Source organism: Levilactobacillus senmaizukei DSM 21775 = NBRC 103853 (assembly GCF_001592085.1).
In the GTDB taxonomy this organism is placed as follows: domain Bacteria; phylum Bacillota; class Bacilli; order Lactobacillales; family Lactobacillaceae; genus Levilactobacillus; species Levilactobacillus senmaizukei.
The window spans coordinates 1-13,006 of record NZ_BCWD01000035.1 but is presented as its reverse complement, the minus strand read 5'-3'; the positions used below and the strand labels follow the sequence as shown (position 1 = coordinate 13,006).

General features: G+C 44.6%; 24 protein-coding genes and 6 tRNA genes. 21 read left to right on the top strand and 9 right to left on the bottom strand.

Annotation, left to right across the window (positions count from 1 at the left end; translation table 11 throughout):
* Positions 1-4 precede the first annotated feature (4 nt).
* The 4 genes from LSE01S_RS09935 to LSE01S_RS09920 all read left to right on the top strand — a co-directional run bounded on the left by LSE01S_RS09935 (position 5) and on the right by LSE01S_RS09920 (position 410).
* Positions 5-75 (top strand) — tRNA-Trp (locus LSE01S_RS09935).
* Between the two features lie 14 nt (positions 76-89).
* A tRNA-His gene (locus tag LSE01S_RS09930) sits at positions 90-162 on the top strand.
* Between the two features lie 58 nt (positions 163-220).
* Positions 221-291, top strand: a tRNA-Cys gene (locus LSE01S_RS09925).
* A gap of 34 nt (positions 292-325) precedes the next feature.
* Positions 326-410: transfer RNA gene (locus tag LSE01S_RS09920), tRNA-Leu, on the top strand.
* A 164-nt stretch (positions 411-574) separates the two neighbouring features.
* On the opposite strand, the gene LSE01S_RS09915 is transcribed toward LSE01S_RS09920, so the two are convergent.
* The 8 genes from LSE01S_RS09915 to LSE01S_RS09880 all read right to left on the bottom strand — a co-directional run bounded on the left by LSE01S_RS09915 (position 575) and on the right by LSE01S_RS09880 (position 5,321).
* Positions 575-1,759 carry a site-specific integrase gene (locus LSE01S_RS09915; protein ID WP_061777475.1) on the bottom strand — a complete coding sequence of 395 codons (1,185 nt, stop codon included), beginning with the start codon at positions 1,757-1,759 and terminating at the stop codon, positions 575-577.
* 176 nt (positions 1,760-1,935) lie between these two features.
* On the bottom strand, positions 1,936-2,157 hold the full coding sequence (locus LSE01S_RS09910; protein ID WP_061777474.1) for a hypothetical protein: 222 nt from the start codon (positions 2,155-2,157) through the stop codon (positions 1,936-1,938).
* Between the two features lie 180 nt (positions 2,158-2,337).
* A tRNA-Ile gene (locus tag LSE01S_RS09905) sits at positions 2,338-2,411 on the bottom strand.
* 2 nt (positions 2,412-2,413) lie between these two features.
* Positions 2,414-2,487 (bottom strand) — tRNA-Arg (locus tag LSE01S_RS09900).
* Positions 2,488-2,679: 192 nt separating this feature from the next.
* Complete coding sequence (locus tag LSE01S_RS09895; protein ID WP_061777473.1) at positions 2,680-3,600, bottom strand: type II toxin-antitoxin system PemK/MazF family toxin; 921 nt, start codon at positions 3,598-3,600, stop codon at positions 2,680-2,682.
* Positions 3,601-3,701: 101 nt separating this feature from the next.
* Positions 3,702-4,439, bottom strand: a complete 738-nt coding sequence (locus LSE01S_RS09890; RefSeq protein WP_061777472.1) for a zinc-ribbon domain-containing protein — start codon at positions 4,437-4,439, stop codon at positions 3,702-3,704.
* 97 nt (positions 4,440-4,536) lie between these two features.
* Positions 4,537-4,950, bottom strand: coding sequence for an ImmA/IrrE family metallo-endopeptidase (locus tag LSE01S_RS09885; RefSeq protein ID WP_061777471.1), 414 nt, complete (start codon positions 4,948-4,950; stop codon positions 4,537-4,539).
* Between the two features lie 11 nt (positions 4,951-4,961).
* Positions 4,962-5,321 (bottom strand): helix-turn-helix domain-containing protein, encoded by a 360-nt coding sequence (locus LSE01S_RS09880; protein ID WP_061777470.1) that lies wholly within the window; start codon positions 5,319-5,321, stop codon positions 4,962-4,964.
* A 137-nt stretch (positions 5,322-5,458) separates the two neighbouring features.
* On the opposite strand from LSE01S_RS09880, the gene LSE01S_RS09875 reads away from it, so the two are divergent.
* Both LSE01S_RS09875 and LSE01S_RS10995 read left to right on the top strand, forming a co-directional pair.
* The gene (locus LSE01S_RS09875) at positions 5,459-5,722 is read left to right on the top strand and encodes a helix-turn-helix transcriptional regulator (RefSeq protein WP_061777469.1); all 264 of its coding nucleotides are present in this window, start codon (positions 5,459-5,461) and stop codon (positions 5,720-5,722) included.
* Positions 5,722-5,892, top strand: a complete 171-nt coding sequence (locus LSE01S_RS10995) for a hypothetical protein (RefSeq protein ID WP_156470520.1) — start codon at positions 5,722-5,724, stop codon at positions 5,890-5,892. The genes LSE01S_RS09875 and LSE01S_RS10995 overlap by 1 nt, the downstream gene beginning before the upstream one ends.
* Positions 5,893-5,914: 22 nt before the next feature.
* Here LSE01S_RS10995 and LSE01S_RS09870 read toward each other — a convergent pair whose 3' ends face one another.
* Positions 5,915-6,130: a hypothetical protein gene (locus tag LSE01S_RS09870; protein ID WP_061777468.1), complete on the bottom strand. Its 216-nt coding sequence runs from the start codon at positions 6,128-6,130 to the stop codon at positions 5,915-5,917.
* A 209-nt stretch (positions 6,131-6,339) separates the two neighbouring features.
* On the opposite strand from LSE01S_RS09870, the gene LSE01S_RS09865 reads away from it, so the two are divergent.
* The 15 genes from LSE01S_RS09865 to LSE01S_RS09800 form a co-directional block, all read left to right on the top strand.
* Positions 6,340-6,837: a hypothetical protein gene (locus LSE01S_RS09865; protein ID WP_056964407.1), complete on the top strand. Its 498-nt coding sequence runs from the start codon at positions 6,340-6,342 to the stop codon at positions 6,835-6,837.
* Positions 6,838-6,841: 4 nt separating this feature from the next.
* Positions 6,842-7,123 (top strand): hypothetical protein, encoded by a 282-nt coding sequence (locus LSE01S_RS09860; RefSeq protein ID WP_056964408.1) that lies wholly within the window; start codon positions 6,842-6,844, stop codon positions 7,121-7,123.
* 5 nt (positions 7,124-7,128) lie between these two features.
* Entirely contained in the window at positions 7,129-7,296 is a 168-nt protein-coding gene (locus LSE01S_RS10990) for a hypothetical protein (protein WP_156470519.1), read from the top strand.
* Positions 7,297-7,405: 109 nt separating this feature from the next.
* Positions 7,406-7,684, top strand: coding sequence for a hypothetical protein (locus tag LSE01S_RS09855; RefSeq protein ID WP_061777467.1), 279 nt, complete (start codon positions 7,406-7,408; stop codon positions 7,682-7,684).
* A complete protein-coding gene (locus LSE01S_RS09850) occupies positions 7,669-7,893 on the top strand; it encodes a hypothetical protein (protein ID WP_061777466.1) in 225 nt (74 codons plus the stop codon). Before LSE01S_RS09855 ends, LSE01S_RS09850 begins: the two co-directional genes overlap by 16 nt.
* Complete coding sequence (locus LSE01S_RS09845; RefSeq protein WP_061777465.1) at positions 7,893-8,378, top strand: siphovirus Gp157 family protein; 486 nt, start codon at positions 7,893-7,895, stop codon at positions 8,376-8,378. The genes LSE01S_RS09850 and LSE01S_RS09845 overlap by 1 nt, the downstream gene beginning before the upstream one ends.
* Before the next feature lie 12 nt (positions 8,379-8,390).
* Positions 8,391-9,086: an ERF family protein gene (locus LSE01S_RS09840; RefSeq protein WP_061777464.1), complete on the top strand. Its 696-nt coding sequence runs from the start codon at positions 8,391-8,393 to the stop codon at positions 9,084-9,086.
* Positions 9,083-9,466, top strand: coding sequence for a single-stranded DNA-binding protein (locus tag LSE01S_RS09835; RefSeq protein ID WP_061777463.1), 384 nt, complete (start codon positions 9,083-9,085; stop codon positions 9,464-9,466). Before LSE01S_RS09840 ends, LSE01S_RS09835 begins: the two co-directional genes overlap by 4 nt.
* A gap of 43 nt (positions 9,467-9,509) precedes the next feature.
* On the top strand, positions 9,510-10,484 hold the full coding sequence (locus LSE01S_RS09830) for a phage replication protein O (RefSeq protein WP_235808338.1): 975 nt from the start codon (positions 9,510-9,512) through the stop codon (positions 10,482-10,484).
* Positions 10,481-11,251, top strand: a complete 771-nt coding sequence (locus tag LSE01S_RS09825) for a phage antirepressor KilAC domain-containing protein (RefSeq protein WP_061777461.1) — start codon at positions 10,481-10,483, stop codon at positions 11,249-11,251. Before LSE01S_RS09830 ends, LSE01S_RS09825 begins: the two co-directional genes overlap by 4 nt.
* Before the next feature lie 3 nt (positions 11,252-11,254).
* Positions 11,255-11,638: a YopX family protein gene (locus tag LSE01S_RS09820; protein ID WP_061777460.1), complete on the top strand. Its 384-nt coding sequence runs from the start codon at positions 11,255-11,257 to the stop codon at positions 11,636-11,638.
* Complete coding sequence (locus LSE01S_RS09815; RefSeq protein WP_061777459.1) at positions 11,631-11,879, top strand: LexA family protein; 249 nt, start codon at positions 11,631-11,633, stop codon at positions 11,877-11,879. Before LSE01S_RS09820 ends, LSE01S_RS09815 begins: the two co-directional genes overlap by 8 nt.
* Entirely contained in the window at positions 11,869-12,396 is a 528-nt protein-coding gene (locus LSE01S_RS09810) for a RusA family crossover junction endodeoxyribonuclease (RefSeq protein WP_235808337.1), read from the top strand. The genes LSE01S_RS09815 and LSE01S_RS09810 overlap by 11 nt, the downstream gene beginning before the upstream one ends.
* Positions 12,393-12,599: a hypothetical protein gene (locus tag LSE01S_RS09805; protein ID WP_061777458.1), complete on the top strand. Its 207-nt coding sequence runs from the start codon at positions 12,393-12,395 to the stop codon at positions 12,597-12,599. The genes LSE01S_RS09810 and LSE01S_RS09805 overlap by 4 nt, the downstream gene beginning before the upstream one ends.
* A 165-nt stretch (positions 12,600-12,764) precedes the next feature.
* Positions 12,765-13,006, top strand: a 242-nt coding sequence (locus LSE01S_RS09800; protein ID WP_156470517.1) for a hypothetical protein, incomplete at its 3' end; no start/stop codon positions are given.

Here is a 13,006-nt window from a genome sequence, read left to right as displayed (position 1 = left end):
TCATAGGGATATAGTTTAAAGGTAGAACTACGGTCTCCAAAACCGTCGGTGTGGGTTCAATTCCTACTATCCCTGTTTGTAATGTGATGGCGGTATTGGTGAAGGGGTTAACACACCGGATTGTGGTTCCGGCACGCGTGGGTTCGATTCCCACATACCGCCCTAGATTGGGGCATCTTGATCTATTCAGTTGGTCCAGTCAGATTGGATAGACGATTATGGTGGTATAGCCAAGTGGTAAGGCAGAGGTCTGCAAAACCTTCATCGTCGGTTCGAATCCGATTACCACCTTTGACTGGGGTCTCCAATCAATTTAGATTTTTTTGCCGGAGTGGCGGAACTGGCAGACGCGCTGGACTCAAAATCCAGTGTCCGTTGAGGACGTGTGGGTTCGAACCCCACCTCCGGTATAACTATAATTCATAAACCACTTTCAAAAGAGCAGGAACGTTGATATAACAGCGTTCCTGCTCTTTTTTATATCTAAAAAAATATATTCGCATATGGTTTTGCAAAAGTGTGCACCCAAGGTGCACCCATTCGGAGTTCAGAATCACCCATTTGGGTGCACCCATCACTCAGCCTTGACTTTGAAGTCGGACCAGTCGGCCTTCTTCCCCAGGTCAGTGAATATCTCACGGGTGCGGACGGTCTCTTCCTGCTCCAGTTCCTTGATGATATGGAGATAAGTCTTCGTTGTTGTGGCGATGTCCTGGTGACCAAGTCGGTGGCTGATATAGGCAATCGACATCTTCTGATACAGCAGAATTGACGCGTGAGTGTGCCGGAGCCCGTGGAACCGCAGGTATATGTTGATGTCGGCGTCCTTCATCAGTTCGTGTAACCGGTCGTTGAGGGCCTTAGAAGAGGGGACACGGTTGTAGCGCGACAGAAAAACCAGGCTGTGTGGATTGGTCTTGTCATTCACTTTCAAGTAGCGTTTTTGCTCATACTGCAGTTTGGTCAAGATGTTCACCAGGTTGCGGTCAATCGAGATGGTCCGGACGGATGCCGGGTTCTTAGTGGGGCCAAAGTCACGCTTCGTCCAGTTCCAGGTCTTCGTGATCTTGATGAAGCCACCCTTGCTGTCGATGTCGTCCCAGGTAAGCCCCGCGATTTCTTGCTGGCGCATGCCGGTGAGCAGGGCAGTCAGAACCATATAGGGAACAACGTCAATGCCTTCCAAGTGGTTCAGCGTGTAGTTGTACAGCTTGGCTGCATCGTCATATGAGAGCCATTTGATCTCACGGGTCCGGCTGCTGTCGTAGACGACGTGAGTGTTTTGCGTGAAATCCCGGCTGATGACCGAATCGTTGACTGCATTGCGGACAGCGGCCCGGATGTGTGTGTTGATTTTGTCGGCAGTCGCCTTAGCGTGGGGCTTCGCGTCCTTTCCGTTCCCGTTGCCAAACCAGTTGAGAAATTCCTGATAGTCGGCTGTTTTGATCTTACGGAAAAGTGTGTCACCGAAGTATTCGTCAATCACGTTGATGGTGTATTGGTACCGGGCGATAGTGGTATCTGACAGGCCAGGTTCCCGGAAGATGTGGAACCATTTCTGGAAGTAGTCGCTAAAAGAGATGTTCTTGTCGCCGACATCGGATCCATTCTTGTAAGTGTCTTCCATCACCCGGGCGGCCGCTTCGGCTTCCTTCTTGGTGCGGAACCCTTCCTGTGAGCGTGACGTCCGTTTGCCGTGAATGTCCTTGAAGTAGACCTTGGCTTTCCAGCTGTCGCCACGTTTGAATATTTGAGCCATGATAATTCCTCCATTCCGAACGTGCGTTCTTTTTGACGATTAAAGAAAAGCCCTGAACGGGCCCAAGTACATATTTATCTTTTAATGTCACCATCTTTGGGACTATGCTTCACCCCGGAATCGAACCGGGGCGAGTTACCAGACAGAAGCCACGTCTTAGGCACATAACAATCCAGTTACACAAATTTATCATGAAAAGGATGTGCATCAGGAGAATCACTAGGCTTGGCATGTTTCCAATGATCGTGAATTTTGGAAGAGCGAGGTGCATCATCTTTCAAACAGGTAAAACGTACTCCCTGTTCGTTTTCAATAATAAACACACGTTTGAAGTCGTTCTGAGTTTGAATGATCTTGCAGTCATCATGCGTAACATTAAATACATCAGTAAAAACCATTTAATTACCTCCATAATGCAAAAGTTAGTGTTTTGACCGTATGTGAAAAACGTAAAAGGACACAATTATGATAACTAATACAATCAGAGCAATGACTGGTAAGTGGTCGATTAGATCATTTATCAATTGAAAAACATCTTTCTTTAACGTTAAAGTCATCTCCTTAGATAGTTACCTAAATGAACTTTGTTGGACTCGAACCAACGACCGGACGGTTATGAGCCGTCTACTCTAACCAGCTGAGCTAAAGGTCCAATGAACCCTGCGAGAATCGAACTCGCAACCTACAGTTTAGGAAACTGTTGCTCTATTCTGTTGAGCTAAGGGTTCGAAAAAATAATATAATAAAAACGAGTTAATGATAATGCACAAGTCTTGTACTTGAACTGTAAATTCGCGGTCAAATAAAAATTTAACTAGAGCTTTATAAAATAAAAAAACGGCTAGCCATTGGCTAACCGTTTAGATCCCAGAATTACTAGGATAAATTAGGTGGGCGTACATAATGTAACCCTCAATAACCTAATTATTATCCATTCTGGAACTATTGTCAACCAATGACTTTTGTTTGATGAAAAGTTTTGCCAAGGCCTGATCTATTTGTGTCAATGTTGAGTTGGAAACCATAATTTTACCAATTGGATCAAAGGGGCTTAGCCTATTAAGACGTTGCTTGCTGATAGTTGTAACGTCTGCTACTTTTGCGTAAGTGACTAAGTTATAATCCTCATATTTCCTTTTTGTCCATATAAGTGTATTAACTAAGTCTTTTACAATATCGGAATGAGAACCATCAGGATTTAGTAACCGTCCTAAATTAATAGTTGTTCGTTTACCGTTATTAGACAACAAACGAAATGCTGTATTTTTATTGGGAATAATATGTGTAATAATCTCAAATGTACTTTTTCCTAATTCTTTGTCTTCTCCAGACATCAAACTTGTTTTCAATCTTTGCTTTGCGTTTGGAAATTTGGGATTAGCAGCCAAATAAAATTCATCTGCACCTATCTCAGTCGCATAGAGTGCAAGCGTAACGCCTAATCCAGTATCACGAAACATATCACTGCTCAAATTGCGAATTGTATCAGTAAGCTTAACTTCATTCGGATGGTCATGAGAAGTTAGGGGGAGCACAGTCAATACACCACGTGAGGGACTGTCATTTTTATTTAAAATGATTGCAAAGTGTGGGCCCGATAACTCGTCACCTATATTTACACCAAAATCCACATTTACAATTGCACCACGTTTGAACGTTTTGTAGTGAGTATAATTCTTTTTCTCTTCAAGAAACATTTCTGATTCGTGGAGAAGCCAAGTTGGGATAAATTCAAACTTTTTATTCCAACGATTTCCATAATAAACGGTCTTAAAGTTCTTTATGGCTTGGCGCATTATATCACCCTTGGTTATCTTTGAATTTTCAGGTTTTTCAGGCATGGATGATCCCTCCTTATCGTATTTACGCTTCTCTCCGGAATCGAACCGAGGGGAGTCACCAGACAGAAGCTAGGAGCTTATTACTTAATTAAAAATAAGGACTAATTATCGTCATGCCCAACGACTGTTGCTTTTTTTGCAAATATTACCGGGACGGTATTAGAGCCACCAGACTGTGTATCATAGTCAGTCATTTTATCTAGAACACCATTGATGGAAACATAGTCGTCCTCAATCGCCTTAGTTTTTCCACGAACTGCTACTTCAAATAGTTGATCTGTGTCGTCATCGATGTAAACAAGTAATGTCGTAACGCCCTTGCTTTCACTAGCTTGTAGGACCTCTCCTTTACTAATAGAGTAGGGCTTTCCGTAATAATCATTAGATTTGATTAATTCTCCGTATCTAATTTGGTTGGCGTTAGTTTCCCCTTTTTCGGCTAATTGATCTTCGCTGTTACTATCGAGAACTTGTACGGATTTGCGTACGGAAGTTGATGTACTACTGCTGGAACTGGAAGAGCTATTCTTTTTTGCAGTGGATGTTGCAGAAGATTCATCAGAGGAAGATGATGAATCCGAATCATCTGAACTGCTAGCAGCGCCAATTGCTGCTAATACTAAAATAATGGCAATAACCCATATCCACCAACGCTTATACCATTTTTTTCGTGGCTTTTTTTGTGAATCACCTTTCTTCATTTCGGTAGCGTTTTCATTATTTTCTACTTCGCTATCAGTCGAAGATGCCTGCTTAGCACCACAGAAAGGGCAAAAATCAACTTTTGACGGTATTTCCTTTCCGCAATTAGTGCAATGCGTTTTCGTATCATTATCCATAAGATAATTCCTCCTAAAAATATGTACAGCTTTTAACGTCATCAGTTTTGGACACGTTATATTTTTCCAGAATTGTAAGTATATCAGGCAGGCTTACCTAATCAAAATCGTAGGGCAGGCCATATTGGCGTGCTAAGTCTTTGTACGAAGACGGCATACGGTCGTTATCTTCGATAAACAGTAAACCCATCAGAGCGACTGAGAATTCATCTGCTTCGGTTTCGAGCTGACCGTGTGCGCGGGTACTACTTGTATAGTAGCCGACCAGGCCCTCTTGAAGGATGGCGTGGCCTAGCTCGTGGCCCATAACAAAGTATTGGGTAGGGGTATGTCTAATTGTTGTATTGAGCATAACAACAGGCTGATCGCCATCATAGACAGTTTTGCCTAGTGGATAATGGCCAAACAAGAACCATTCGACTTGAATATTAAGTTTTTCAGCAATAGTAAAAGGGTTGGCGGTGTGATACCGATTCGTCACCGTTTTAACAACGTTACTAATCTTTTCCAAACAATCAGCCCCTAGTCGTGTTTATGGCGCTTCCAGAAAATAGTTGTCATCGCCACACGCACTTGTTCTTTTTCTTCTTCTGTGAGATCCTCACCGCCATAAGTCATGGACCCCTCGTTATCAGTTAGGAATTTTTCTAAGTCGTTAGTGTCTTTATCGTTTGCCCAAATAGGAGTCTGGTTTTTCCCAAGTAAGTAATCTAGGGTTACACCGAATAATTCGGAAAGCCTTAACATCATATCTGAATTTGGTTCTGACCGACCAGTCTCCCAGCTACCAACGGTTTGTTGAGAAACATTTATCCTTTCAGCGAGTTCACGCTGACTTAGTTTTCTTTTCTTTCTTAATTCTTTTATTCTTTCAGCTAGCATAGTGAACCTCCGTTTATTTCATAGTACCACGATATGTAGTAGATGAAATATGATACTACAAAAATGAGTAAAAGCCATTGACTTACAACAAAACGTAGTATATTATAACTACATAAGGTTGTAAGGGGGTGACTTAATTGAGAAACAATCTTAAAAACTTACGCGAGAATCAAGGACTGACGCAAACCGCATTAGCTCAGATGCTTAATGTTTCGCAAAGAACTATTAGTAAATGGGAGCTTGGAAATTCCACACCTAGTCCCGCTCAAATGCAGTTTCTTCAAGAGCTTTTCAAGGAGCCGAAAGAGAAAATTTTTTTTGAAGCTTTTAACTACAAAATGTTGTTAAAAATTGATAATCCTACCACAATTTTAGGTAATCATACTGAGGAGGTAATCTGATGAATGATGAAATTCTTAGTGAATTGAAACGAACTAATAGATTATTAACATTGTTAGTACTTTGTCAGGGAGAATCGAACTTACAAGACGAGCTACTTAAAGGGGCTGTTGATGCAATCAAAAATAGTCCCACTGCACAGATTCTGTCAGCAAAAAAGGAGATGGACTAATTGCCCGTCTCCTAAGTGCAAACTAGATCAAGCCCATTTTTCGAAGGTGTTTTTTCTGATCTTCTGTGGTTGGCCTTTGTTTGCGATGTTCGATATTTGCTTTTGCATTTTCAGATTTGTTGTTCTTGATAGCCAATGCTAAAGCCTTATTGTAAAGGGCTAACTTTTCATCAAGGGTTTTAGCTTCAACATCAGATGCAACAACTGAGTTTGCAAAGGAGTTAGGATCAACAAGCATGTTTGTCACCTCCTTCCAGCACTAATTGTACCAAAGAAGGTGATGGGTATTCATTTTTCAATGAACATTCTGAGGAGGTGAGCTGATGAAGGAGTATTGGGAATCATCGTTGTGGTGGTTCTGCTTGCCGGTTCCTCCAATAACTAAATTGTATCAGTGGTCCTCGTCAAAGGAATTTGAATGGGTTGCCAAGTAAAGGAAGTGATTGAATGAAAAATAAATTTGCAGAGCAGCTAAGTCTGGATCTCGTTGGTTTTATGCGGAAAGATGTCGCTGAAGGAGCACATATTTCTAAGTCACAGCTTACCCGGATGTCCAATGGTGAACGGTCCGGTGACAAGAGTATGAGAGTTGCAATTGCGCACAGGCTGCACAGCATTCTCTTAGCCCTGTCGGGTGCCAGAACGGATTATGGGCTGCTGTCTTTCTTGAAAGACACGACGAAGCACAACGATGTTATCTCAGCGATGTTTCGGCAGCGCAAGGAGGAGAACGATCGGCGAGCAATTGAAGAGGAATTCGATGAGGCAATGAGTACTGAAAAGAAGTTTAGATCTCCACAGCAAGTGCTACTCATCGACAAATACTTTGATGAATATGCCGAAGAAATCATGTCGGAAAATACCGATATTGTGATGAAGGCAGATTATGCAGGCATCAATTTACAGAATGTCTTCAATAAAGCTAACACAAGGTTAGGAGGTTAAAACCATGGCGACGTTCGATCCACAAGCAGTAGCACAAAAGGTCATTGAGGACCAAGTGAATGAAAAGTTGGGCGAAAATGACAAGCTTCAAATCTCCGTCAACCTTAGTCAGCTGGCGGACATGACCGGGGTCTCCACTAGCAATCTTGAGCAAAACTTCGTTCCGCTGGGATACGTGGCAAAGCTCGAACGTCGTGCAGGAGCCCCTGGCAAGCGTGGCAAACGCGTTTGGTTGTTCCCGGAAGTTCGGGACGCCTGGCGCAGGTACTTAGATGAGAGGAGTTAATAATTATGGATTTGTTCTACTACTACGTTGGTGAGGTTGTCTCATGGTTCGGCCTGATTGCACTGTGCGTCAGCTTCGGCTACTGGCTATCTGAATCGGTTCACGCAATGGGCGGCTGGAAGGCCTGGGCAATTGATTTCTTTGGACTTGAGTTAAAGGAGGAACAGAAATGATTCTATGGCATAAAAAAAGAGCCCTGAGTGGCAGCTCAGAACTCGAAGATAAATTGCATGTATCACATTTCTTTGACTTCAATTCTACTCTGAAAGGGTGGTGGATTCAATGACTTTAGGCGGATTTGCACCACACTATGATGAGTTAATGGCCGGCGACACTACCCCGCAAGACATCACCGGGTTACGACTGGTCGACGGAGAAGAATACCTGAAACTCGACGGTGGGGATATCTACGTGCCCCGCAACGCCGAAGCGATTCGGAACTTCCTGTACGACTACAGCGACCGGGACACCGACAGCCTTCCGGACAACCGATCGGAACTAACTGATTTAGTTGGCGAAGAGTTTGGCGACATGGAGGCGATCACATGGATCAAGTATTAGGCAAGCAAACTGCAAGCGGCCCCGTGATTCTTGTGGCCCAGGTTACTAGCAAAAGTCGTAATCGGTTGGCCGATATTCGCGGCGAACTATTTAATCTTATCGAAGCGATCGACGAACCGGGACACCCAATAACCAACGAAGAACTCGATCATTTGTATCGAATTAACGATCAGCTGGCAGAATGGCAACCCGAAGTGGAGGTTAAGTAATGAATCTTTATCAATTGGAAGACAATCTATACCAAGTCGTTCGATTAGCCGAAAGTGCCGATCCGGAAGATAAACAGGCGTTTGATGACACGATTCTCAGCCTGAAAGATGGCATTGCAGATAAGGCAATCGGCTATGGCAAGGTAATCAAGCAGCTAACGTCCGATGAAAAGCAACTTGCCGAGAAAATGAAGGCCGATGCTGACCGAAAGTCTTCACTCGCTAGCAACATTAGACGATTAAAGGACGCCTTACAGCAAGGACTAGAGGCGGCCGGTTTAGACCACGTTAAAGACGTTGACCTAGCAATTTGGATTCAGAATAACCCGGCCAGTGTCAATTTAACGGACGAGGAGAAAGTACCTGGTGACTTTGTTAGGACGACAACTAGTCTCGATAAGAAGTCCATTCTAGCCGCCCTGAAGGACGGAGAAAGTGTTCCGGGAGCCGAGTTAACGCAAGGTCGGTCCATTCGGATTCGATAGGAGGGAAACATCGTGACCGAGGAAAAAGAACTGAATTTAATTCAAAAACTGAATGAGGCCTCAAAACACATTGGCCCAATTGGTAAGGACGGAAACAATTCATTTCAAAAATACCGTTTTCAAAGTGAAACGGCCATCAAGTATGCTGTCGAGTCCGCAATTCGTGAAGCCGGTATTCGAATTATTCCTCAGTATGAAGTCATCAATCAGTACGATAAGGCTTCAAAGCGAGGCGGCGAGAATCATTTCGTCGACGTGATGGGGACCTTCACTATCACGGATGGAGAAAACACGGTTGTTGGAACCATGCCCGGTAGTGGTCAAGATTCTGGTGAGAAGGCAATGGCTAAGGCTTGCACGAGTGCGCAGAAGTACTTCTACAAACAACTATTCAATATTACCGACAAGGATGAAGATCCGGACGCCGATGATAGTAATCCCAATGGCGGGTATACCCAGGGAACTCAAAAACGCCAACATCCTAATCCTACGCCAGCATCTAAGAAACAAAAGGACACGCTGGGGAAACTATTTCAAGCAATCTCAGACAAGGCTAAGACCGATTTAAATGTCGTTGCGACCGCCATTCTCAATAAGGCAGAGGCAACGAGTATGGATCAGCTAACACACGAAAGCGCAAATGAACTGGTTATTTTAGCAACAAACAAGCTAACTAAGTTATCTGAAGAAGGGAATAAAACAGCATGAGAACAATCACAATATCCGGAAACGTAGGTAAGGATCCAGAAGTACGATCAACACAAAACGGTATGCAGGTTGCTAATTTCAGTGTTGCGGTTCGTCAGAACCGGCAGAGTGAAGATGGCCAGTATGGGACCGACTGGTTCCGATGCACCGTCTGGGGGAACCGTGCGAACGTCATTCAACGTTTCTACCATAAGGGAAGCCATGTTATTGTATCGGGCGACCTAGAAATCACTGAGTACAATGGTCAGACCCAGCTAGGGGTTAATGTTAATGATTTTGACTTGCCTGATCGTCAGAGTGAATCACAACAACATAATACCCAGCAGACCGTACCGGCTAGCGATTCAATCGACGTTACAGACGACGATTTACCGTTCTAGTAAAGCAAGTGGTGGGTGGGAGGAATAGAGAGGTGAACGACTTTTGAATAATTACTTCTCTCATGATAGCAATGCTAGAAATTCAAGTAAGATGCTGCAGGTTCGGATGAAAGTCGGTGCAATCGGGTACGCCATTTACTTTATGCTTCTTGAACGTCTCCGCGATGAAGACGATTACACGAGTGTCAAAGATTATAATGCTATAGCCTTTGACCTTCGTGTTGATGCTTCGCAGATAAAAGCGGTTGTTGAAGATTTCGGGTTATTTGCCTTTACCGATGATGGTAAGTACTTCTACTCCGAAGGATTTAACAAAAGAATGGCGTTAAAGGATGCTAAAAGTAGGCGGCGGTCAGAAGCTGGTAAAAAGGGTGCCAAGTCCCGTTGGAATGGCAATTCTAAAGCTAATCCATCTACTGGCGAAGAAGAATCTAAGCCAAAGCCATCTCAGAAAAATAGCAATGCTATGGCAATGCCATCTGATTCGGATGGCAAGGAAAGTAAAGTAAAGGAAAGTAAAGTAAAGGATAAAAAAACAATACGTCCGAACTCGGACAAGCCGAAGTACGGACCTGATGGTCAGCCGTATCAAATCGCCCAGCACTTGCTTAAGGCCATTCGGGATAATGACCCTGACTTCTCGCCTAAGGGTGACGAACGCAAGCTACAGACCTGGGCTAATGATATTCGTTTGGCTCACACCCAAGATGGCCACGCATACGACAAGCTTGATGGCATGGTTGACTGGTGCCAGCACGATGATTTCTGGAAGTCGAATATCTTATCAGGAGCCAAGCTCCGTAAACAATTCGACCAAATGAAAATGCAGGCGGCGTCACGCGGACGAGGTGGATCTAAGCCTACAAGGGCCAAGGAGACACTGCCAGACTGGGCGCAGAAGACGCCTGATAAGCCCGCGGGCAAGCCAAAGGGGCTAAGTCCTGACAAGCAGGCGGAGTTGGATGCACGCATCAAGAAATTTAAAGCGAAGAGAGCGCCTGAGGAGGCACAAGCATGAACGAAATTACACCCTTTGACTTTGAGGGGAAACAAGTACGTACGGTAGTTATGGACAATGAACCGTATTTTGTTGGGAAAGACGTTGCACTGGCAATCGGATATCTAAACACGAGCAAAGCCATTAAAGATCATGTAAAGGCTAAGTATCAGAGGGAGGAACGAATCGTTACCCCCTCTGGAATCCAGCTGATGACGGTTATTTCTGAGCCAGGTGTCTATCAGCTAGCCGGTCAAAGCCACTTGCCAAGTGCTGAGCCTTTTCAAGATTGGATTTACGAGCAAGTGCTCCCATCCATTCGCCGAGAGGGTGCCTATGTGACTCCGAAAACGGCCTATGACTGGATGTCGAATCCGGATAACATGATCAAGTTTCTGGAGAAGTACAAGCGATCCCAAGCTGAGGTTCAACGCCTACACGACGAGAACCAGATTATGGCACCTAAGGCACGGTTTGCAGACGCTGTCGGAGGATCAACCGATACGATTCTAATTCGTGAACTAGCCAAGTTATTGAAACAAAACGGCGTGCTTATTGGTCAGAATCGCCTGTTCGTTTGGCTTCGTGAACACGGATATTTAATCCGTAGTGGGCGCGACCGTAATCGTCCGACACAACGGTCCATGGATTTGGGACTATTTCGGGTAAGAGAACTGGTCATTGAGCACTCAGACGGTCACACGACCATCAAAGGAACCACGCTTGTGACTGGCAAAGGGCAGCGGTACTTCATCAATAAGTTCTTGAGAATCAAGCAGGAGGCGTAGGCAATGCGAGAGATTAAATTCAGAGCGTGGAATTGCGTGAGAAAGTGTTATATCTACAACGTAGAGCACGAATACGACGATGACCTATGCTGCTTCTCTGATGCTTTAGATGATTCGGGATTGATTGCTGAGCAGTACACCGGGGTAAATGATACCAATGGCCGAGAGATCTACGAGGGCGACATCATACGTTTTCAGCTGTTTGCGACCGCTCAGGGAATCGTAGGCGACATCCGATACAACTCACGTTATGGATATTGCGTGTTTTTCTACAACGGCGTAAAGACGATGTGGCGGCAAGAATACTGGACCGATTACAAAGCGCTGCAAGTTGTTGGGAACATCCACGAGGACCCAGAACTGTTGGAGGGGGACAACGATGACTAATCCTAATTTAATTGCGGTACTTGCCGTCGTTGATCGCCTAATTCGAGAACACGGATATTCCCCGTCTGTTCGCGAGATTGGAGAGCTGGCAGGGTACACAAGTAGCTCGATGATTTATGACCGGATTACGGCGCTGTACGAAGCAGACTGCATTACTTATATGCCGATGCAAACGCGAACCATTCGGGTGACCAGCAAGGGTAAACGGGTACTGAAGGAGGCGGAAATACATGCCAATTAATACCGGGGGAATTTCATTTAATGAATCGATGGCCAGCGCTAAAAAAGGCATAAAGGAAATGCTACTGCCAAAGGGCTTACGGGCCCGACCGTTGGATCGTATTCCTCCTATTACAATCGTTGTTAATGGTGATCCAGTACCTGCAGGACGCCCACGTTTTACACGAACTGGTCACGCCTACGACCCAAAAAAGAGTCACGTCTACAAGAGAATGGTGACTCAGGAGGCCAAGCTACAGTACAAAGGGCCGATGCTCGAGCATAAAGCGCTTCGCGTTGAAATCAAGGTTTACCGACCGATTCAGACCAGTATAAGTAAGCTCAAGCATAAGCGTCGAGCTGAAGGGCTAGAGCGGCCAATCGTTAAGCCGGACACCTCAAACTACTTGAAGCTGATTGAGGACGCACTGACTGGCATTGTGTGGGAAGACGACAATCTTATCACGGATGTCTCCTGCAGTAAGTACTACTCGGACGATCCGCGGATTGAAGTCACGGTTACGGAGGCGGGAGTATGAGAGTGGATATGAATGGCCGCTTCTTCATGATTAAGGGTGATCTTTACAGCATCGTCTTCAACACATTTTCAGGGGAATTCATGCTGGTTAATATTTCGACCCAAAAGGTTGAGGCTACGGGGAAGAGCTTTCGAAGAATGCGTGAGTTGCTAGACTATCTGGGAGCCAAGACCACTGAAATTGCATTTGAGGAGGCAGAGTAATGTCGAAACAACGGAAGCACTCTAAGTGACGTACAGTGAAGCAAAAGAAGCGTCGTATGGCGGAACACGCGCGGGAACACCAAGCTGAGGCTAAGGAAGGTAAACAAAAATGATTAAAAAATCAGGAGAAATCACGTTCAAAATTGTTGATAAGGAGTAAAAGTTATGTCACCAAACAAGAAAATGGCAGCTGCAATTATAACTGCTTACGCCAATTATGGCGACAATCCAGATGATTGGCCGAAGGATATTAAAAAAGAGATTCGTGGTCAGACTGAGGAACAGCACACAGCTAAAACTAAGATTCTACGCCACCTTATTCTCCACGGATGCACCAACAAATATATTGCACAAGAACGGTCGAAAACACCGCAATATATACAGCAATTACGTGGCAGAATGAAAAA